Origin of the sequence: Paenibacillus sp. NPDC056579 (genome assembly GCF_042793215.1) — a bacterium.
Lineage (GTDB): Bacteria > Bacillota > Bacilli > Paenibacillales > NBRC-103111 > Paenibacillus_S.
Window position 1 is genome coordinate 16692 of the sequence record NZ_JBHTVD010000008.1, and the last position, 20492, is coordinate 37183.

The window sequence follows — 20492 nt, forward strand, 5'->3', positions numbered from 1 at the left end:
AGTATGGATTCCATTCAATCGAAATTCCGAGATTTGTTAGCCGAAAAAGGGATTCATTTATCGGACCGTCAGCTGGATCAGTTCGAAACGTATTACAAGGAACTGGTGGAGTGGAACGAGAAAATGAACCTGACCGGCATCACAGAGAGAGAACAAGTGTATATTAAGCATTTCTACGATTCTCTTTCTGTTGCTTTTTTTGTGAACATGGAAGAAAAGAAAACGGTTGCCGATATCGGATCGGGCGCCGGATTTCCGAGTATACCACTCAAAATTGCTTTCCCGCATCTTCACGTGACGATTGTAGATTCGCTAAACAAACGGATTCAGTTTTTGAATCATTTGTGTACGCAGCTGCAAGTATCGGATGTGAACTGCCTTCACGGCAGAGCGGAGGATGTAGCCCGGAATAAAGCGCATCGCGATCAATACGATTTGGTTACGGCGAGAGCGGTTGCCAGATTGACTGTACTGAACGAGTTCTGTTTGCCTTTTGTAAGAGTACAAGGTCATTTTCTTGCCATGAAGGGCAGCGAGGTCGAAGAGGAGCTTCAAGAAGCGGGATTCAGTTTGAAAGAACTGAAAGGGCAGCTATTGCATACATACCGGATGGAGCTGCCGGAGCAGGAAGCATCGAAGAGACATTTGGTCTTGATTCAGAAGGGATCTCCGACACCTGCGAAGTATCCTCGAAAAGCGGGAACACCGTTAAAAATGCCGCTTATTAAACAGTAAAAAGTTTTATTGTTGCTGATCTTTGTTTCACGTGGAACATGATTATTGATTTATTGTAAAACAACCTCTTGGTCGCTGTTGGTACTTTGTTGAACTGCAGGGTAAGAGGTTTCTTTTTTTGTTCACTATTTTCACATAGTTGTCTAGCAAACTCTTGCAGGAAATTTCATATATTTGGAGAATTATATTAGAGTAAAGACAAAGTTACGGTACATATTTACGGCAAAAGATCGGGTGGTTAATTAATGAAAGAACAGATCTCAAAGTTGTTTGGATTTACGGAGAGAACTTCGGCGGATGAAATCAAAAACATTCCTGTGCGTGATATTGTCCCGAGTCCGTATCAGCCAAGAACGATTTTTGATGATGAACGAATTGATGAGCTGTGTCAAACCATTAAAACTCACGGCGTTATACAGCCGATCGTCGTCCGAATTAGGGACAATATGTATGAGCTTATTGCGGGCGAACGCAGATGGAGAGCGGTTAAGAAGCTGGGCCTGGAAACAATTCCCGCTATTATTCGCGATTTCAACGATTCGCAGGCCGCATCCATTGCTTTGATCGAAAACTTGCAGCGGGAAGGATTGACTGCAATCGAAGAAGCATTGGCATATCAGCAGCTGATCGACCTTCATTCGCTGACCCAGGAAAGTCTTGCTCAACGGCTGGGCAAGAGCCAGTCTACGATTGCCAATAAGATCCGTCTGCTCAACTTGAGTGAACCGGTCAAATTGGCTTTGATGGAGAGGAAGATTACGGAAAGGCACGCTCGGGCGCTGCTGTCTTTGGATCAAGAGGAACTTCAAGTTAAGGTGCTGGAGGATATTTTGACCAAAGAGCTGAATGTCAAACAGACGGAGGCGCGGATCCAGTTTTTGAAGGAGACCGTGAAGCTGAAGAAGGCAAAACGCATTTCTTTCTCCAAAGATGTCCGTCTCGCTCTTAATACGATTCGCCAATCGGTAGATATGGTGACTTCCTCCGGCTTGCAGATCAATACGACGGAACAAGATTTCGAGGATCATTATGAAATCGTCATTAAAATACCGAAGCGATAAGGCGTCCGTTTATCAGATACACTGGATTCGAGGATAAACTTTATGCATTCATCTTTGACATGGATGGTTTATCTCTGTTTTTCGCTGTATATTAAGCTTTCGTGAACTTAAACATTCCTATGTTATTAAAAATATAGTATGATAGAGAAGTAGACTTCATATCGCTTATTAACCAAGCTCCGTAATGGGAGCTTTTCTTTACCGCAAATGGTTTACTTCTAACTTTCGGGAAGTCTTTTCTCTGCTTACATAGCCATTTTTGACTGTTTTCACAGCGAAATGCTTCTTTTTCGTCGTTTACCGTGTGGTTGCTGGAGTCAACTGAGAGAAAAATGCGAAATTCGAGGGTAGAAGGAAGAGTTTTGATGAGATCGCTGTAATTGGCGAGCGGAGCCGCTTTGGGCTGCTGTTCTTCAACTGTGGTGTACTCGTTTTCTTTTTTTTTGAAACGAACCAGGCCTGTTGTCCCCCCGTTACTATGTATGACTCATGAGCGTAGTGGTTTGATTATGCTCGTACATCGTATTTTATTGAGGTGAACTGATTTTGTCTAAGATTATTGCAATAACCAATCAAAAGGGTGGGGTAGGGAAAACGACAACATCCGTTAATTTGGGAGCATCTTTGGCGTCTTTAGGTAAAAAGGTACTTTTGGTAGATATTGATCCCCAGGGGAATACGACAAGCGGTATCGGGGTTAATAAGGCTGACGTTGTTTACTGCATTTATGATGTCATTATCAACGATATTCATCCCAAAGAAGCAATGGTGGACACTGCCATTCCCAATTTGAAAATTATCCCAGCTACAATTCAATTAGCCGGTGCGGAAATCGAGCTCGTTCCTACCATTTCCCGTGAAGTGCGTTTGAAAAAGTCGCTGCACCTGGTTAAGCATTTATTCGACTACATTCTTATCGACTGCCCTCCTTCCCTTGGCATTCTCACCGTTAACTCATTGACCGCCGCGGACTCCGTCATTATTCCGATACAATGTGAATATTACGCGCTCGAAGGGCTGAGTCAGCTGTTGAACACGGTTCGTCTGGTGCAAAAGCATCTTAATACTTCGCTGCAAATCGAAGGCGTTCTATTGACGATGTTCGACGCAAGAACGAATTTGGGAATGCAGGTAATTGAAGAAGTGAAAAAGTATTTCCAGCAAAAAGTCTATCATACGATAATCCCGCGAAATGTTAGATTGAGTGAGGCACCTAGCCATGGTCAATCGATTGTAACTTATGATCCGCGATCTAAGGGAGCCGAAGTCTACATGGAGCTCGCAAAGGAAGTGATCGCACTGTGAGTAAACGTTTAGGAAAAGGACTGGACGCACTGCTGCCAGCATTGAGCATTAATGACGACGACAAAGTAGTGGAAATCCCGTTATCTCAGCTTCGGGCGAATCCGTACCAGCCGAGAAGAACGTTTCACGAAGAGTCGATTAATGAGTTAGCCGCTTCGATTAAAGAGCATGGCGTTATTCAGCCCATTATCGTAAGAAGCGTGCTGAAAGGTTACGAAATAATTGCCGGTGAACGCCGGTTCCGCGCATCTCAAGTATGCGGCAATGCCACCATCCCGGCTGTTGTCAAAAAGTTTACCGATCAGCAAGTCATGGAAATTGCGTTAATCGAGAACGTGCAGAGGGAAGACTTGAACGCAATGGAGGTTGCCGTTGCATATCAAGCGCTAATCGACCAGTTTTCTTTGACGCAAGAGGAGCTGTCCGTGAAGGTCGGGAAGAGCCGATCGCATATTGCCAACTTTTTGCGGTTAATTCAGCTGCCTGAAGAAGTAAAACAGTATGTTTCACGTGGAACATTGTCTATGGGCCATGCGAAAGCCATCGTAGGATTGAAGGATCCGAAGTTAATTAAATCATTGGCGGATCAAGCTATTAAGGATCAATGGAGCGTACGAGAGCTGGAAGAGGAAGTGAAGCGTCTCGAGGAAAGAGCGGACACGAAGAAAGCTACCGCGAAGTCGAAACGCAAAGATCCTTATATTAACCAGCTGGAAGAAAACTTGCGTGAAGCTTACCGAACAACGGTTAAAATTAAACATAACAACAATAATAAAGGAAAAATCGAGCTGTTGTACTTCTCCAAGGATGACCTCGATCGATTGTTGGAGCTGCTTCAAGGCAAAATATCGTAAATGCACGAAACGATGTTGAAAAAAAGGAACGTAGCATACCTTGGTATTGCCGATGGGTTTGGGGCAGACTAGGTATGCTACTTTTTGTGAAGGAAGGTGCAATTATGCAAGTAGCTTACTTGGATCACGCGGCATCGTCATGGCCCAAACCTCCTGAAGTTTTGGAGGCGATGCAGGATTGTATGCTTCACTACGCCGCCAACTCCGGAAGAGGCAGCCATCAGATGGCTGTTAAGGCGAGCCGGACTTTATTTGAGACCAGGAAAAATTTGGCTAAATTGTTCGCTGTGAAAAACCCCAACGATATTTCTTTTGCGCTAAATACGACAATGGCTTTGAATCAAGCAATCAAAGGGTTTGTAAAAGAAGGCGCGCATGTCATATGCACTTCCGTGGAGCATAATTCGGTGCGCCGGCCATTGGAGTTTCTACGGAAAACCAAAGGAATTACGATCACCTATGTCCCGACGAATGAAAGAGGCGAGTTGAATATCGACGATGTCTCCGCCGCGGTAACCGATAAAACGTCCCTGTTGGTGTGCAGTCATAGCTCAAATCTATTAGGCTCGATTCTTCCTGTGGAGCAAATGGGCGAATTGTGTAAGCAAAAGGGGATCACCTTCCTTGTTGATGCCGCCCAAACTGCCGGAACGATCGATATTGATGTCGGGCGGATGGGGATCCACATGCTTGCCTTCCCTGGTCATAAAGGGCTCCTGGGACCGCAAGGAACCGGCGGCTTATATATTGCTCCGGAACTGGATCTGGAGCCTTTGCTCCAAGGGGGGACCGGAAGCCAATCGGAAGCGGTCGATCAACCGACAGTGAGACCGGACCGGTACGAATCGGGAACGCAAAATACGGTAGGAATTGCCGGATTGAACGAAGGAGTCAAGTTTGTTCTCAAGGAAACGCCGGAGAAAATACATAAAAAAGAATGGCTGCAGACCCAGGCGATGATGTCCGGGCTTATGGGAATTGAAGGGATCAAGCTCCTCGGTCCGGATTTGGGGCAAAATAAAACGGGAATCGTCACCTTTACCGTCAATGAAGCGGATTCGTCCGAGGTCGCTTTTATACTGGATCATTCATTTCAGATTGCGGTGCGATCCGGATTTCACTGCTCTCCATTGGCGCATGAAAGTGCAGGTACGATGGAACGAGGGGCGGTCCGGGCAAGTGTTGGGTATTTTACTACCGATGAAGAAGTGGAGCGGTTGGTGAACGCGGTGAAGGAAATCGCCCAACATTTGAAATAACAGGCATGAGTTGAGTATGATTATAAGCATGGAGTAGAGAAAGACTTAGAGATCGTGTGAATTTGCGCAGGGGGACAGGAGTATGGGGGAAATACTGGAGCTGCTGGATATAAGGGTGCTGTTAATCTTTATGGCGGCTGTATTGGTTGTTTTTTTAATTATTGTACTTGTATTATCGAGCAAGCTGAAAAAGCTTCGTAAAACCTATCTTACTATGCTGAATGGAGATTCCGGAATCAATGTAGAGGGTGCACTGCTTGAGATTCAGGCTAAGATGGCCGAAATGCAGCAGCAAACAGAAAAATCCCAGCAAGAAATTACCGGGATCGTACGCCACATGAAGAAAATGAAGTCCAACATCGGTGTTCATCGATATAATGCGTTCGCTCAAAACGGCAGCGACCTCAGCTTCTCGGTAGCTATTCTGGACGAGGAGCTCGACGGTGTCGTATTGACCGGCATTCACAACCGCGAAGAAACGTATGTATATGCCAAGCCGGTTGCGCAAGGAACTTCGCAATACGTTCTTTCACCGGAAGAGAAGGAAGCTATCCATCGAGTCGGGCAAAAGAAGTAGCCGTCATTTGTTTCAGGTTGCTTATAGCCACATGGAATGATTTGGATATGACCTCGGACATGCTCATAACCAGGCTTAAACGAGTATTTTGCAATACAAAATATTCCATAAAACCGCCAACGTTGACAATTCCTGTAATGTGCATGTTTCCAACCGGGGGCAAGTCTTTATTGACACCGGCACCGGGCTTGACCGGTCCATCGCCGATCTGAATGCAGCCGACGCTGGTCAATTGACCGAGACAGGCATCAATAGCGATAATAAACGGATTCGTGAATCGTTCCTGTACCGAGTTCAACGTTTCTTTCAAATTCATGGCGTGAACGGGCTGATCCAGCGTGCCGTAGAGATGAAGGCCTTCCAAATGGTATTTCTTCAACTGGGTTCCGACCAAAGGCCCCAAGGAGTCACCGGTTGAACGGTCTGTGCCTACACATATAATAATGATAGGCTGATGAGACGGAATTTGCGCTAAAATGGAAGAGAGCTTGCCGGACAAGATTTCGATAATGTTGCTTTCGGTATGCTGTACCTTCAACGATTCGGTCATTCCGGCTTCTTGCGGCGCTGCTTGATCTCTATGAAAAGGCAGTTTCATATAATAACCCTCCATTTACTAGGAGCATAAGAACGTTTTTACTAGTATACGGAAAGAGATAGCGAAATATACGTAGCCATGGAAATTAAAGTAGAGGAGGCCGGGAGCATGCTGCTGATGGCATTCGATTCGACTCAACAGGCGTTGCGGGCCGAAATGCTGCTGGAATATGCCGATATCGAGAACGATATGTGCCCGACGCCCAAACAAATTACGGCCGGCTGCGCGTTATCCCTCGAGTTTCCCGAAGAAGATTTTGAGAGGGTAAAGCTCATCGTGAGAGAAGAACGGGTCGAGATCCGGGGCATCTATTCCAAAGTGGGCGATCAATATGTTAACATGGAATTATAAGGTGGTGTAGGCATGGATCAGTGGGTCAATCTGTTCCTTGCTAATGAGAACGCGGGAGCGAGCTTAACAGCATTGGAGAACCTCAAAGAACAAGTCGTGAACTATGTTTCGAATCCTGCAGTATGGACTACTATATTATTTACTATTATTAAAATCGTTTTTATTTTCATCGCCTGCCGCATTGTGATCAAAATTGCCAACAAAGCACTGGAGCATATGCTCGTAGAGCGGGAGAAAAGTCCGTTGAAGTTCGATACGAGGCGAACTAAGACTATTGGCAAGCTGATTGGCAATATCGTGAAATATGTCGTCAATTTCATCATGATTTTGATGATTCTGAATCAATTCGGGATCCGTCTCGAGCCGTTGCTGGCCGGAGCCGGCGTTGTGGGCTTGGCGGTAGGCTTCGGGGCGCAAAGCCTGGTTAAGGACGTTATCACCGGATTTTTCATCATATTCGAGGATCAGTTCGCCGTAGGCGATGTTATCCAGACCGGTACGTTCAAAGGCACGGTGGAAGAAATAGGCTTAAGGGTTACGCGAATTCGCAGCTGGACTGGAGAAGTTCACTACATACCGAACGGCTCGATTACGCAGGTGACCAACTTCTCGGTCAATAATTCGGTTGCCGTAGTCGACGTGACCATCGCTTATGAGGAAGATATCGATAAAGCGATCCAGGTGATGAAAGAGACGGTACAGAGAAACTACGAGCACAACCTGAACATGGTGAAGGAGCCGGAGGTTCTGGGAGTGCAGTCACTGGTCGGAGCGAATGTAACGCTGCGAACCACGGTGGAATGCAAGCCGAATATGCACCCGGTGGTGGCCAGAGAGCTGTACGCCGATCTGAAAAAGGCGTTCGATGCCCACGGAATCGACATTCCGTATCCGCGGGTCGTCAATTATCATAAGAATGAAAAGGGGGAGTGAGCTATGGAAAGAAAGCAATATCAGCTTGGCGATATCGTTCAAATGAAGAAGCCTCACCCCTGCGGCAGCAATGAAATGGAAATTATTCGTCTAGGGATGGATATCCGAATCAAGTGTGTGGGATGCAAGCATAGCGTATTGGTTCCGCGGGCGAAATTCGAAAGCAAGCTGAAAAAAGTGCTGCGGTCGAATCCGGATGCCTCACAGCAGAACGGACCTTATTCCATGGAGTAAAAAAGACAGCATCATAAAGGGAGCGAACGCAAAGATGACGTTCGTTCCTTATTTGTTTACTGGATAAAAAATGAAGAAAATTATCGATCATAAGTATTGCAATTCGATATGTATTTATGATATTATAACACTTGTCCCTTTTAATGCGGAAAGGTACCCAAGAGGCCCAAGGGGGCTGACTCGAAATCAGCTAGGCGGCGCAAGCCGTGCGTGGGTTCGAATCCCACTCTTTCCGCCACCAATTGAACGAACCCGCAGCGTGCGGTAAACTATACATAAACCTCTTGCGTTGAATGCGCAGGAGGTTTTTTCATTTTGCGTAAGCCTACTTATAATAGTAGGAATGGAGAAACAGCAAATAAGGGAATGCAGCACATGAATGCCATTCCCTTTTAAACAAAGCTGTATGAGGTTAGGTTAATACCGGCTTCTCCTTCGTACGGTGAACCGGTCGACCACATAGCCGATGACAGCCCAAGATAAAATCGTCAGCGTATACAGAATCACCGGGTTGACGTTGTTGGTGCCCCAGATCGGGTAAAACCATGCCGGTACGCTCAAGCAATAGAACAAAATATAGATCGGTTCGATTTCATGCCCGAAATAATGAACGAGACTCAGGGCTGCGCCTATGGCGGCGCACAGAGCGGTTATAGGGTATCGCATCGCGGTATGCTCCTTTTGGATGAAATGAGGATTGGTCTCCCTCCGCACGTGGGTACCCAGATAGGCATCGGCGGAGAGAGGGTAATGAATCACGAATAAGGCTAGTACTTACGCTTCCACTTCCGGTTATGATTGGAGGTTTCCGGGAATTTGTCGCCTTTTTTCAAGTTGATGATTTTGGGATTGTTAATTCCCATGTGAAAGGCATTTTCCCCGATCTCCATATATTCGCCGTCGTTGGGAGCGGTGTCTCCAGGACTAAACTGGCTCCATTCGCCCATATCAGGTCACCTCCTGTACGAAAGTGTAATGCTAGTTTTTCCATGCACGGCACAATCCATGAGCCATAATATTTACCATGCGCCGACAGAAACGTGAGGAATATCGACAAGAAATCAGTCATTTCGAAAATAAACTTGTCATTGGTCTTCGATTTTGCTATAGTATTATGGTGCGAGTTTTGATACGACAGTGAAATTCTCGCTCCTTGCTCCCTATTTGAGGGGGCCGTTAGTCCAAAAGGAGGTGAAACCATGCGCAAATATGAAGTAATGTACATCATTCGTCCGGACATTGAACAAGATGTTGTTCAAGCTACGATTGAGAAGTTCCAAGGCATCATCAACAACGGTGGAGAAATTACTAAGCACGATGTAATGGGTAAACGCCGTCTTGCGTATGAGATCAACAAGTTCCGCGATGGCCACTATGTGTTAGTTCATTTCAACGCTAACAACGAGGTTATTTCCGAGCTTGACCGCGTGATGAAGATTTCCGACGAAATCATTCGTTACATGATCGTTAAAGACGTAGCGTAGGACAAGGCATACGTGCCGTAATTGACATGCTGGGAGGGTAATAGGTTGCTAAATCGTGTGATTCTGATTGGAAGGCTGACTCGTGACCCTGAATTGCGTTATACCCCGTCAGGCGTTGCCGTGACGACATTTACGCTGGCTGTGGATCGTCCTTTTACGAACCAGCAGAAAGAGCGTGAAGCGGACTTTATCAATATTGTGACATGGCGTCAGCTTGCTGAGACCTGTGCCAATTATTTGCGTAAAGGCCGTTTGGCTGCTGTAGAAGGCCGGATACAAGTGCGCAACTACGATAATAACGAAGGCCGGCGCGTTTATGTGACGGAAGTTATTGCGGATAATGTTCGTTTCTTGGAATCTGCTAACAGCGGCGGCGGGAACCGTGAAGAAGGAATGAGTGGCGGCGGTTATGGTGGCCCGGGACCGCAAGGTCAAGGTCAACAAGGTCAAAGTCAACAGCGTTACGGCGGAGCGCGCGACAATCAAGATCCGTTCCAGGATGACGGAAGACCGATTGATATTTCCGATGATGATTTGCCATTCTAACGTAGAAAGGACTGAATACGATGGGCTTTCAAAGAAGAGACAACGGCGGCGAAGAGCGCGGTGAGCGTAAATTCGGCGGTCGTGGTGGTAAAAAAGGCGGCAAGCGCCGTAAAGTGTGTTACTTTACTGTAAACAAAATCAAACACATTGACTATAAAGACATCGAAACGCTCAAGAAGTTTATCTCGGAGCGCGGCAAGATTCTTCCTCGCCGTGTAACAGGAACTTCCGCTAAGTACCAACGTATGCTGACGATTGCGATCAAACGCTCCCGTCAAGTAGCGTTGTTGCCTTACACAACTGAGTAGTAGATGGACGGAAGAAGACAGCCGGGATACCGGCTGTCTTTTTTTATTGGGTGGGTGGAGTTATTTTACCGGGTGGAGGGACTAACTGGGAAAGGTGAACCTATCGCGCACATCTGGTAAAATAAAAGGGATCTGCAAAGAGGCGTTGTATATCTTCGGCTCCCATCATAGTGTATTATGAAGAAGGCAGCGCCATGGAAGTTAAGAAGGAGAAAGGGTGGCTTAGGTGAATATCGCGTTTTTTCTACTGCCTAAAGATGACGTCATTTATTTATCCCCTCATTCAACGATGCGTCAGGCATTGGAGCGTATGGAATACCACCGCTACTCGGCGGTGCCGTTAATCGATGACAACGGCAAATACGCCGGTACGATAACCGAGGGCGACCTGTTATGGAAGCTGAAGCATTCGCCTGAGATCGGGTTCGAGAATACTCATAAAGTACAGCTGAAGGACGTTCCGCAGCATATGCATATCAAGCCGGTCCGGATCGATCAGCAGATGCAGGATCTAATTACGCTGGCTACCAATCAGAATTACGTTCCCGTTATCGACGATAATGAGGTATTCATAGGCATCATCCGCCGAAGAGAGATCATCGATTATTGCTTCAAGCTTTGGCAGGCAGAACAAAAGGTTTGAAATTGTGGTATAATTAACTAAGTGTCGGTTATAGAGAAAGGCGGCTTGTCCAATGGATCGGGATATGGATTTGGCAAAGCGGGCCAAGATCATTGAATGGCTGAAAACAGAGCTCGTCGATCAAATGGCACATTTGTTAAAAGGCATATGGGAAGGAAGCCATCATAAAATTATAGACGGTTTAGCAAGCCTTGTTGCCTGCTGCTATATTCTTGGAAGGCGTCTCGGCATCTCCCTGCGCAGTTTAGACGAAGCGGTTTTGGAGAAAATGAAGAAGCATAGGCAAGATGGGCACCAATTGGAAGAATGGTACGGCGATATTTCCGCTTTGGAAGAACATTTGCGTAAGAGGTGAAGGTGTTGGGGAAGAGTTCCGTACGAATGCTAGGCTGGAGTGCAGCGACAATCTTACTGCTGCTTTCGGTTATTACGCCGCTTAGTATTATTACATTCAGTTTATTGATGATTCCGGTCGTCGTTCAGTTCGTAAAGCTGGATACGAAGCGGTTTCTGCTCCATTACGGCGTGAGCCTGGCCATAGTGTACGTGCTGACCTCCTTGTTTTTGGTAGGATGGGCGGGCGTGCTGCTCGTGTCGATGTCGCTGTTCTTTTTGCCTCCAGTCATCCAGATGGGCAATCTGTATAAGAAACGGGCCGCAGCCCGTACGGTACTGACGGCCGGAACGGTGACTTTGCTGGCCGAGATGCTGTTAAGCCTTGTAGTCAGTTATATGTTCGGATTTAATATTATCGATAAAATCAAGCAGTTTATGACGGAGAGCATCAACACGCTGCCGGATCAGCTGAAAGGCATGGTAGCGCTGGACCAGGATGTTCTTGTCCAGCTGATGAGCCAAATGCTGCCGCTGTACATGATAGGGATTTCCTTATTCCTCATCGTCATCACGCATTGGCTGTCGAGAAAAATATTGAACCGTTCCGGAGAATCGATTCCTGCATTCAAGCCGATTCGCGAATGGATGCTGCCGCGGTCGTTCGTATGGTATTATATGATCGCTTTGTTTATGGAATTTTTCGTTAAAGATACGAATTCGATGCTGTTCACCATATTGATTAACTTGCTGCCGCTGCTGACAGCTGCTTTTGCAATACAAGCACTAGCGTTTTTGTTTTTCGTGGTTCATACGAATCGTTGGAATCGGGCGCTGCCTATCGGCGGCATCGTGCTGCTGTTCATTTTCCCTCCGGCCTACTTCATCTTCAGTATGCTAGGCGTGTTTGACGTAGCCTTTCCGATCCGTGAACGAATGACGCGAAAATAATGATGGATTAGGAGCGAGTGGAATGCCAAAGTTCCTGCTAAAGCGATGGCACGGCTTGCATATCGTATGGATATTTGTTTTATTGACGGTCTTGATATTCATTCTTATGGTATATCAATGGCTGATCAGTGTGATCGCCTTGTTTTTGTGCGGCATTTTGGCTTACTTCACCTTGAAGGCGGAGCAGGCGTTCCGCAAAGATTTGAACGATTATGTAGGAACGCTATCCCATCGGATCAAGCGAGCCGGCAATGAAGTCATCCATGAGCTGCCGATCGGGATATTGCTGTATAACGAGGAGAAGATCATTGAATGGCACAACCCGTTCGTCGCCAAGATGGTGTCGAAGGAATCGCTGATAGGCGAATCGCTGGTGGAATTGTTTCCGGCGCTCAAGGCGCGCAAGGAAAAGGATTTGAAGCTCGAGATCGCCATCGGCAAAAGTATGTACCTGGTTCAAATCAAGCCGGACGAGCGGCTGTTGTATTTTACCGACATTACGGCGCACCGTACCTTGACGGCACGGTATGAGGAAGAGCGCATCGCAATGGGGATCGTCATGATGGACAATCTAGAAGAAGCGACGCAGGGGATGGATGATCAGACCCGGAGCATCATGCTCGCGCGGGTGACCGGCGAGATTACGGAGTGGGCGCAAAAGAACAACGTCTACTTGCGGCGCACGGCATCAGACCGGTTCCTCATTCTGATGAACACAAAAGGCCTGAAATCGCTCGAGCAATCCCGGTTTGAAATATTGGACGAGGTTCGCGACCTGACGATCGAGAACAAGCTTCCGCTGACCTTGAGCATCGGGATCGCTGCCGGCATCGACTCGCTGACGGAGCTCGGACAGCTGGTGCAGACGAGCTTGGATATGGCGTTAGGACGCGGCGGCGACCAGGCGGCCGTCAAGGTCGGCGAGCGGCTGTCGTTCTACGGCGGACGCTCTAACGCTATCGAGAAGCGTACAAGAGTCCGGGCGCGGGTGATCTCTCATGCACTCCGCGATTTGATCAAGGAATGCGACAAAGTCATCATCATGGGTCACCGGTACCCGGATATGGATGCAATTGGCGCTGCGATTGGGGTGCTCAAGGCGGTCCATGTGAGCAATAAAGAAGGTTATATTGTGCTGGAAGGAATCAATCCTTCCATTCAAAAGCTGATGGATACAATATATGAAGACGAGAAGCTGAACCGGTGGTTCATTACCCCCGAGCAGGCGATGCAAATTACGAATCAGCGGACGCTCGCTGTCGTGGTGGATACGCACAAGGCTTCCATGGTTGCCGAGCCGAAGCTGCTGCAGCTGACGCAGCGCAAATTCGTCGTCGATCATCACCGCCGCGGAGAAGAATTCATTCAGGACGCGACGCTGGTGTACATGGAGCCTTACGCTTCCTCCACCTGTGAGCTCGTGACGGAGCTGCTGCAATACTTCAACGACCGGTTGACGATGGGCGTGCTGGAAGCGACGGCGCTGCTTGCCGGGATTGTCGTGGACACGAAAAGCTTCAGTCTGCGTACCGGCGCCAGGACGTTCGAGGCGGCCTCTTTCTTAAGACGCAACGGAGCGGACTCGTCGCTGATCCAGAGGCTGTTGAAGGAGGATCTGGACGCATATATTCAGCGTTCCGAGGTCATCAAGAATGCGGTCATCATCCATGACCATATCGCAATAGCCGTCACGGAGCCTAACCGGAAATATTCGCAGTTGCTCATCGCGCAAGTTGCTGATACATTGTTAACTATGACAGGAGTTATGGCATCTTTTGTCATTGGCGAGCGGCCGGACGGTTTGATCGGGATCAGCGCCAGGTCGCTGGGACAAATGAACGTTCAGGTAGTTATGGAACGGATGGGCGGCGGCGGTCATCTGACCAATGCTGCGACTCAGCTGGAGAGCACGGTAGCTGAAGCCGAGCAGAAGCTGAAACAAATACTAGATGAGATTGAAGCAGAGGAGGGGCTTTTCGAATGAAAGTCATTTTGCTGAAGGATATTAAAGGTCAAGGTAAAAAAGGGGAAGTCAAAAACGTTTCCGAGGGCTACGCGAACAATTTCTTGTTCCCGCAGCAGCTGGCTGCACCGGCTAACGAATCGTCGATGAAAGTGCTGGAAACCCAGAAGAAGGCGGAACAGCGGAAGAAGGATCAAGAGAAAGCCGACGCCGTTGAGCTTGGCAAAAAGCTGGAGGCGCTGACGGTTCAGCTGAAAGCGAAGTCCGGAAAAGACGGACGCTTGTTCGGCGCCATTACGAGCAAGCAAGTAGCGGAAGAGCTGGAGAAGCAGCAAAAGATCAAGCTGGACAAGCGGAAAATCATGATGGAGGATTCCATCCGTACGCTGGGAGTTACCGAGGTTGCCGTGAAGCTGCATCCGGAAGTCTCCTCGAAGCTGAAGGTCCATGTAACCGAAGAATAATCCGGGCTGGATGAATATACTTATAGCTGCTGCGCTCCTTGCAATTGTATGATAGACAAGAGAGCGTTGCGGCAACCACCGAGGCTTTCCTATAAGGAAAGCCTTCCTACTGTTCACCGTTGGATACAATAGAGAGCCGGGACGGCCGGGATAGGGCTCGGCCCATGTTTTCACAAACCCATGACAGGGTCATTTCCTAAAGAGGAGGATACGACTTGAACGCTGAAGGTATGTTTATGGATCGGATCCCTCCGCAAAACCTGGAAGCCGAGCAGGCCGTGCTCGGCGCTATTTTGCTTGACAGCGATTCGCTTGTCACCGCGATGGAACGTATTTCGAGCGATGATTTTTATCGCACATCGCACCAGCGTATTTTCGAATCCATGATCGAGCTGGCGGAGGAGAATGAGCCGATTGACCTGATCACGCTGACCGCGCGACTGCAAAACAAGCAGGAGCTGGAGGAAATCGGCGGGATCAAGTATTTGTCGGAGCTGGCGAACGCGGTGCCGACAGCGGCCAATATCGACTACTACGCGCAAATCGTAGAAGAGAAGTCGATGCTGCGTCGGTTGATCCGCGCCGCAACGAACATCGTCACCGACGGCTACGCCGCGGCGGATGATGTGGGCGATCTATTGAGCGATGCGGAGAAGCGCATTCTCGAAATATCGCAGCGCCGCTCGAGCACCGGCTTCGTCGCCATCCGCGACGTGCTGATGGAGGTGTTCGATAAGGTTGAATACCTTTATAACAATAAAGGAGGAACAACCGGAGTCAAATCGGGGTTCCACGATTTGGATAAGATGACGTCCGGCTTTCAGCGCTCGGACTTGATCATTGTAGCCGCCCGTCCTTCCGTAGGTAAGACGGCCTTCGCATTGAACATCGCACAGAACGTTGGGGTGCGCGAGAAGGAGACCGTCGCCATCTTCAGTCTGGAGATGGGCGCCGCGCAGCTGGTGCAGCGTATGATCTGCGCCGAAGCCAACGTCGACGCCGGACGCATGCGGACAGGCTTCCTGGAGGGCGACGATTGGGAGAAGCTGACGATGGCTATCGGAGCTTTGTCCGAAGCGAACATTTATATCGACGACTCGCCTTCGGTAACGGTCGCCGATATTCGCGCCAAGTGCCGGCGGTTGAAGCAGGAGAGGGGACTCGGCATGATTTTGATCGACTACCTGCAGCTGATCCACGGACGGGGCAAAGGAGATAACCGGCAGCAGGAAGTATCCGAGATTTCGCGTACGCTGAAGCAAATCGCCCGTGAGCTCGATGTTCCGGTCATCGCACTGTCGCAGCTGAGCCGGGGCGTAGAGCAGCGTCAAGACAAGCGGCCGATGATGTCCGACTTGCGGGAATCCGGTTCGATCGAGCAGGATGCCGATATCGTCGCGTTTTTGTACCGGGACGATTACTACGACAAGGAATCGGAGAAGAAGAACATCATCGAGATCATTATCGCCAAGCAGCGGAACGGTCCGGTAGGCACGGTCGAGCTTGCTTTTTTGAAAAACTTCAACAAGTTTGTCAGTCTCGACCGGACGCATCAAGATATGGCTGCCGGGTAATTCTAATGTTGCACGGGGAACAAAATCGGCGGCAGCCATGCATCAATGCAGCATTTTGGCGTCGCATTTTCAAATATGAAATATATCCGAACAATGGTACAGAGGCCTGCACTATTGTTCGTTTTTATTGACTTTACCGCGTTGTACTGATAAAATATTCATGGTGCTTTTAGGCCTTTTGGCTAATTATAGGTGAATCTCACCTAATGGGGGTTATGTGCATGTCAACGGTTGTGGTTGTCGGAACCCAATGGGGCGATGAAGGAAAAGGAAAGATTACGGATTTCCTGGCTGAATCCGCTGAAGTGGTGGCACGTTATCAAGGCGGTAACAATGCCGGCCATACGATTTTGATTGATGACAAGAAATATAAGCTGACGATGATTCCTTCGGGTATTTTTTACAAAGATAAAGTATGTGTGATCGGCAACGGGATGGTTATTAATCCGGGCGCGTTGCTGGATGAAATTCAATATATTCATGAGAACGGCTTTACTACGGATAACCTGAAAATCAGCGATCGCGCGCATGTTATCATGCCGTATCATCTGGTGCTGGACGGTCTTGAAGAAGAGCGCAAAGGCGACAACAAAATCGGTACGACCCGCAAAGGGATCGGCCCTTGCTATATGGATAAAGCGGCGAGAAACGGCATTCGTATCGCCGACCTGATGGACGCGAAAGAATTCGAGCGTAAGGTTCGCCATCTGGTTGCCGAGAAGAACGTGCTGATCGAGCAAGTATACGGTTCGCAAGGCTTGGATGCCGACGCTATCATTAATGAATACTTGGGCTATGCAGAGCGTATCCGTCAATATGTGACCGATACTTCCGTTGTGTTGAACGATTTGATCGACGATGGCAAGAAGGTGCTGTTCGAAGGCGCGCAAGGCGTTATGCTGGATATCGACCAAGGTACATATCCGTACGTTACTTCGTCCAACCCTTCGGCTGGCGGCGTATGTATCGGTTCCGGCGTAGGACCGACCAAAATCCGTCAAATCATCGGCGTAGCCAAGTCGTACACTACCCGTGTCGGCGACGGTCCGTTCCCTACCGAGCTTCATAATGAAACCGGGAACTGGATTCGCGAGAAGGGTCACGAGTACGGTACAGTAACCGGCAGACCTCGTCGTGTAGGCTGGTTCGACAGCGTTGTTGTCCGTCATGCGCGTCGCGTAAGCGGCATTACCGGCTTGTCCTTGAACTCTTTGGACGTTCTGGCGGGCCTCGAAACGGTCAAAATTTGTACCGCTTATAAATACCGCGGCGAAGTGATCGAGCATTACCCTGCAAGCCTGAACATGCTGGCAGAGTGCGAAGCGGTGTATGAGGAGCTCCCAGGCTGGAGCGAGGACATCACCGGCGTTCGTAAGCTGGAGGATTTACCGGCTAATGCAAGACGCTACGTTGAGCGCGTATCCGAGCTGACAGGCATCCCAATCGCTATTTTCTCGGTTGGCCGCAATCGCGAGCAAACGAACCTGGTAAGACCGATCTATTAATTGTACCGTCTTCAATAACGGTACGAATATCAACCTCCTGAGGCTGTATGTTGAGCTTCGGGAGGTTTTTTTACGTGGAAAACGTCTGAAAGTTCAATTCGCCTCATAGACAATGACTATGGACAGAAAGTAAAATGAACTGTGAAAAAGTTCCGTTCCCATCCATCCGGGCAAGACCGAAAGCGTTCCGTTCAGCGGAATACCCGGCACCCTAGTCTGTATTTACGTATGGAGGCGTCTATGCTTAATTTGGACATAAGTAAGCCTGATGAGCTGGCAAAGGTAGCGCACGCCTTGGCTTCCGAGGTCAGAATCCACATTCTTCATCTGCTGAACACCCGCAACATGAACATTATGGAGATAGCTGAATCGCTGCATATTCCGGTATCGACCGCGGCATCCCATATTCGGATTCTAGAGAAGGCGGGACTGGTCTTGACCGAGCTGCAGCCCGGCATCCGCGGTGTCATGAAGGTGTGCAGCCGAAGCTTTCATGATGTGCATATTAACCTGAATCCGGGAACATTCGTACAGAACGGCATTCACGCTTACGAGATCGATATGCCTGTCGGGCAGTTTGTCGACTGTGAGGTGTATCCAACGTGCGGTATGGCCAATTCCACGCAGATGATCATTCCCGAGGACAGTCCCTCGAGCTTTTTCCATCCGAACCGGGCGACGGCGCAGCTAATATGGTTTCGGAAAGGCTACGTGGAGTACAAGTTTCCGCTGGGCACCGCCTACAAACCGGGCGTGGAATCGGTACAGTTCAGCCTGGAGCTCTGCTCGGAGGCGCCAAGCTACGATAACGACTGGCCGTCCGATATTACGGTATGGGTCAATGACATGGAAATCGGAACATGGACGTGTCCGGGAGACTTCGGGGGGCGGAAGGGTCGGCTGAATCCGGCCTGGTGGTCTGAACATAACACGCAGTTCGGTGTGGTGAAGACGTGGAAAATCGATAAATCCAAATCGTCTATCGACGATGTGCCTATCTCGAATGTCAACGTCACCGATCTCAAGCTGGCGCAGAGCGACTTCGTCACGTTCAAGATCGGGGTCAAATCGAATGCGGTCCATAAGGGCGGCATTAACTTGTTTGGCAAAGAATTCGGGGACTTCGAGCATGATATTAAGATGAAGGTCACCTATCAGGAATCATAGAATCATAGATGGACAACCATCGGGAGACTGCCGGCGCTGCTTGCGTGGGGAGTCTCTTTTTTTGTGTCTGCAAAAGAAGCCATGAGCCGCGGACTGTCCTTTATTACAAAAAAACGGTAATAAATCACGATATAGTGAACGAAAGTATGCGCAGGACAAGCCTGTATCCCCGAAAGCACTACGAATGTTCCCCAAAAAGAAATGACCATCGATAGCATTCTTGGATCTACCGTTACATAAATATTGTAATGAAACAAGGATGTCGTTTCGTTATCGTTCGGAACACTATGATGAAGGGGAGTGTAATCTATGAAGAAAGGGCTTTCATTACTACTATCGCTGGTTCTTGTTCTTGGGCTGCTTGCAGCCTGCACATCCGGCGGGACCAAGGCAGGGGAAGGGGGCGACAAGCCGCCTGCCTCGAACGGCAAGGTAGAGCTGGTGTTCTGGTCTCTATTCAGCGGCGGAGACGGAGATTTCATGCAGCAGATGATCGATTCGTTCAACAAAGACAATCCGAATATTCAGGTGAAGAACGTGATGCTGGAATGGGGGGAATATTACACCAAGCTGATCACCGGGGTTTCGTCCGGCAACGGCCCGGATATTGGCGTTTCCCATACGTCCAAACTTCCGGAGCTGATCAAGCAAGGCGTTGTAACGGAGCTGGATGCGCCGGCCAAACTATCGAATCTGGACTGGAGCTCTTTTAATCAGAACATTATGAATGCGACCATGCTGAACGGCAAGCACTACGCGGTCCCTATCGATACCCACCCCTTCATCTTTTTCTATAACAAAGCGCTGCTGAAGCAGGCGGGCCTGCTCGACGACAAAGGCAAACCGATCATGACCCAGTCGGCGCAAGGTTTCGTGGATTTCGCCGTGAAGCTGAAGTCGAGCCTCCAAAGCAACCAGATGGCCTTCGCCTTCCCGAGCAAAGGTGACGATCCGTATCGGCTCTGGTGGGCGCTATATACACAGCTCGGCGGCAAGGATGTCATAGCCGACGATTTGAAAACCCCTTCGATCGATATGGCCAAGGCGGTTCAAGCGGCCAACTACATTAAAGATTTGTACCACAAGCAGCAGGTCATTCCGCTGAATCTGGAAAACTTCACGAAGTCGTTCCAGGCGGGCAATGCCGGATTCTTCATGTCGGGGGTATGGAACACCGGCACGATGGAGCAGACGAACGGCTTGGATTTCGGCGTCATGCCGATCCCGAAATTTTTTGACAAGCAAGCGACCTGGGGCGATTCCCATACGCTCATCCTTCCGATTCAGAAGAAAGAGGATCAGGCAAAGCAAAAAGCAGCCATCACCTTCATGAACTATATTGCCGACCACGGCCAAATATGGGCCAAAGCGGGACATATCCCGGCGAAGTCCAAAATCGTCGACGATCCGGAATTCAAGAAGCTTCCTTACCGAAGCGATTACGTAGCCGTTGCCGACACCGTCAGCTTCAACAAGCCTTCGGCCTATAACTGGGCGGTCAAAACCGTCGTCATCCGCAACCTGGATACGATCTGGAACAACAGCGTTCCGACGGAAGACGCCTTTAAGAAAATGATTGAGGAAATGAAAACAGTCATCAAGTAAAAACGACTGATGAATCTTACGTCCGGAAGCTCGGAGCGGGCG

Annotated in this window: 24 protein-coding genes and 1 tRNA gene; 22 read left to right on the forward strand and 3 right to left on the reverse strand. The window is 48.8% G+C overall.

The annotated features are described in order from the left end of the window. The first annotated feature begins 3 nt into the window (after window positions 1-3). The 6 genes from rsmG (at window position 4) to ACFQ88_RS26840 (ending at window position 5791) form a co-directional block, all read left to right on the forward strand. Entirely contained in the window at window positions 4-735 is a 732-nt protein-coding gene (gene rsmG, locus ACFQ88_RS26815) for a 16S rRNA (guanine(527)-N(7))-methyltransferase RsmG (protein ID WP_379458929.1), read from the forward strand. A 245-nt stretch (window positions 736-980) separates the two neighbouring features. Next, window positions 981-1796: a nucleoid occlusion protein gene (noc, locus tag ACFQ88_RS26820; protein ID WP_239630570.1), complete on the forward strand. Its 816-nt coding sequence runs from the start codon at window positions 981-983 to the stop codon at window positions 1794-1796. A 546-nt stretch (window positions 1797-2342) separates the two neighbouring features. Then, complete coding sequence (locus tag ACFQ88_RS26825; RefSeq protein ID WP_239630571.1) at window positions 2343-3101, forward strand: ParA family protein; 759 nt, start codon at window positions 2343-2345, stop codon at window positions 3099-3101. Further along, a complete protein-coding gene (locus tag ACFQ88_RS26830) occupies window positions 3098-3955 on the forward strand; it encodes a ParB/RepB/Spo0J family partition protein (protein ID WP_239630572.1) in 858 nt (285 codons plus the stop codon). The genes ACFQ88_RS26825 and ACFQ88_RS26830 overlap by 4 nt, the downstream gene beginning before the upstream one ends. Before the next feature lie 104 nt (window positions 3956-4059). Continuing rightward, window positions 4060-5214, forward strand: a complete 1155-nt coding sequence (locus tag ACFQ88_RS26835; protein WP_379458932.1) for an aminotransferase class V-fold PLP-dependent enzyme — start codon at window positions 4060-4062, stop codon at window positions 5212-5214. A gap of 82 nt (window positions 5215-5296) precedes the next feature. Then, the gene (locus ACFQ88_RS26840; RefSeq protein WP_239630574.1) at window positions 5297-5791 is read left to right on the forward strand and encodes a DUF4446 family protein; all 495 of its coding nucleotides are present in this window, start codon (window positions 5297-5299) and stop codon (window positions 5789-5791) included. On the opposite strand, the gene yyaC is transcribed toward ACFQ88_RS26840, so the two are convergent. Then, on the reverse strand, window positions 5763-6389 hold the full coding sequence (yyaC, locus tag ACFQ88_RS26845; RefSeq protein WP_239630575.1) for a spore protease YyaC: 627 nt from the start codon (window positions 6387-6389) through the stop codon (window positions 5763-5765). The two genes, ACFQ88_RS26840 and yyaC, sit on opposite strands and share 29 nt — an antisense overlap. 108 nt (window positions 6390-6497) lie before the next feature. On the opposite strand from yyaC, the gene ACFQ88_RS26850 reads away from it, so the two are divergent. The 4 genes from ACFQ88_RS26850 to ACFQ88_RS26865 all read left to right on the forward strand — a co-directional run bounded on the left by ACFQ88_RS26850 (window position 6498) and on the right by ACFQ88_RS26865 (window position 8145). Beyond that, window positions 6498-6740 carry a putative Se/S carrier protein gene (locus ACFQ88_RS26850; RefSeq protein WP_379458935.1) on the forward strand — a complete coding sequence of 81 codons (243 nt, stop codon included), beginning with the start codon at window positions 6498-6500 and terminating at the stop codon, window positions 6738-6740. Window positions 6741-6752: 12 nt separating this feature from the next. Then, a complete protein-coding gene (locus ACFQ88_RS26855; protein ID WP_239630577.1) occupies window positions 6753-7673 on the forward strand; it encodes a mechanosensitive ion channel family protein in 921 nt (306 codons plus the stop codon). Window positions 7674-7676: 3 nt separating this feature from the next. Next, window positions 7677-7907 (forward strand): DUF951 domain-containing protein, encoded by a 231-nt coding sequence (locus tag ACFQ88_RS26860; protein WP_379458937.1) that lies wholly within the window; start codon window positions 7677-7679, stop codon window positions 7905-7907. A 147-nt stretch (window positions 7908-8054) separates the two neighbouring features. Next, window positions 8055-8145, forward strand: a tRNA-Ser gene (locus ACFQ88_RS26865). A 179-nt stretch (window positions 8146-8324) separates the two neighbouring features. Here ACFQ88_RS26865 and ACFQ88_RS26870 read toward each other — a convergent pair. Both ACFQ88_RS26870 and ACFQ88_RS26875 read right to left on the reverse strand, forming a co-directional pair. Then, on the reverse strand, window positions 8325-8573 hold the full coding sequence (locus tag ACFQ88_RS26870; protein ID WP_239630579.1) for a hypothetical protein: 249 nt from the start codon (window positions 8571-8573) through the stop codon (window positions 8325-8327). Window positions 8574-8674: 101 nt separating this feature from the next. Then, window positions 8675-8854, reverse strand: coding sequence for a YjzC family protein (locus ACFQ88_RS26875; protein ID WP_239630580.1), 180 nt, complete (start codon window positions 8852-8854; stop codon window positions 8675-8677). Between the two features lie 252 nt (window positions 8855-9106). Between ACFQ88_RS26875 and rpsF the strand changes: the two genes are divergently transcribed. The 12 genes from rpsF (at window position 9107) to ACFQ88_RS26935 (ending at window position 20450) form a co-directional block, all read left to right on the forward strand. Beyond that, the gene (rpsF, locus tag ACFQ88_RS26880) at window positions 9107-9391 is read left to right on the forward strand and encodes a 30S ribosomal protein S6 (protein ID WP_239630581.1); all 285 of its coding nucleotides are present in this window, start codon (window positions 9107-9109) and stop codon (window positions 9389-9391) included. A 45-nt stretch (window positions 9392-9436) separates the two neighbouring features. Then, entirely contained in the window at window positions 9437-9937 is a 501-nt protein-coding gene (gene ssb / locus ACFQ88_RS26885; RefSeq protein WP_239630582.1) for a single-stranded DNA-binding protein, read from the forward strand. Window positions 9938-9957: 20 nt separating this feature from the next. Further along, entirely contained in the window at window positions 9958-10245 is a 288-nt protein-coding gene (gene rpsR, locus ACFQ88_RS26890) for a 30S ribosomal protein S18 (RefSeq protein ID WP_239630583.1), read from the forward strand. 226 nt (window positions 10246-10471) lie between these two features. Then, a complete protein-coding gene (locus ACFQ88_RS26895) occupies window positions 10472-10888 on the forward strand; it encodes a CBS domain-containing protein (protein WP_239630584.1) in 417 nt (138 codons plus the stop codon). Between the two features lie 52 nt (window positions 10889-10940). After that, the gene (locus ACFQ88_RS26900; RefSeq protein ID WP_239630585.1) at window positions 10941-11243 is read left to right on the forward strand and encodes a MazG-like family protein; all 303 of its coding nucleotides are present in this window, start codon (window positions 10941-10943) and stop codon (window positions 11241-11243) included. Between the two features lie 5 nt (window positions 11244-11248). After that, window positions 11249-12172 (forward strand): DUF2232 domain-containing protein, encoded by a 924-nt coding sequence (locus ACFQ88_RS26905; RefSeq protein ID WP_379458942.1) that lies wholly within the window; start codon window positions 11249-11251, stop codon window positions 12170-12172. A gap of 22 nt (window positions 12173-12194) precedes the next feature. Further along, the gene (locus tag ACFQ88_RS26910) at window positions 12195-14156 is read left to right on the forward strand and encodes a DHH family phosphoesterase (RefSeq protein WP_239630587.1); all 1962 of its coding nucleotides are present in this window, start codon (window positions 12195-12197) and stop codon (window positions 14154-14156) included. Further along, a complete protein-coding gene (gene rplI / locus ACFQ88_RS26915; protein WP_379458944.1) occupies window positions 14153-14599 on the forward strand; it encodes a 50S ribosomal protein L9 in 447 nt (148 codons plus the stop codon). The genes ACFQ88_RS26910 and rplI overlap by 4 nt, the downstream gene beginning before the upstream one ends. 230 nt (window positions 14600-14829) lie before the next feature. Further along, window positions 14830-16173, forward strand: a complete 1344-nt coding sequence (gene dnaB, locus ACFQ88_RS26920) for a replicative DNA helicase (RefSeq protein ID WP_379459438.1) — start codon at window positions 14830-14832, stop codon at window positions 16171-16173. A 221-nt stretch (window positions 16174-16394) separates the two neighbouring features. Then, a complete protein-coding gene (locus tag ACFQ88_RS26925) occupies window positions 16395-17678 on the forward strand; it encodes an adenylosuccinate synthase (RefSeq protein ID WP_379458946.1) in 1284 nt (427 codons plus the stop codon). A 240-nt stretch (window positions 17679-17918) separates the two neighbouring features. Then, complete coding sequence (locus tag ACFQ88_RS26930; RefSeq protein WP_379458948.1) at window positions 17919-18845, forward strand: ArsR/SmtB family transcription factor; 927 nt, start codon at window positions 17919-17921, stop codon at window positions 18843-18845. A 309-nt stretch (window positions 18846-19154) separates the two neighbouring features. Continuing rightward, window positions 19155-20450, forward strand: a complete 1296-nt coding sequence (locus tag ACFQ88_RS26935; protein WP_239630592.1) for an ABC transporter substrate-binding protein — start codon at window positions 19155-19157, stop codon at window positions 20448-20450. Window positions 20451-20492: the final 42 nt, after the last annotated feature.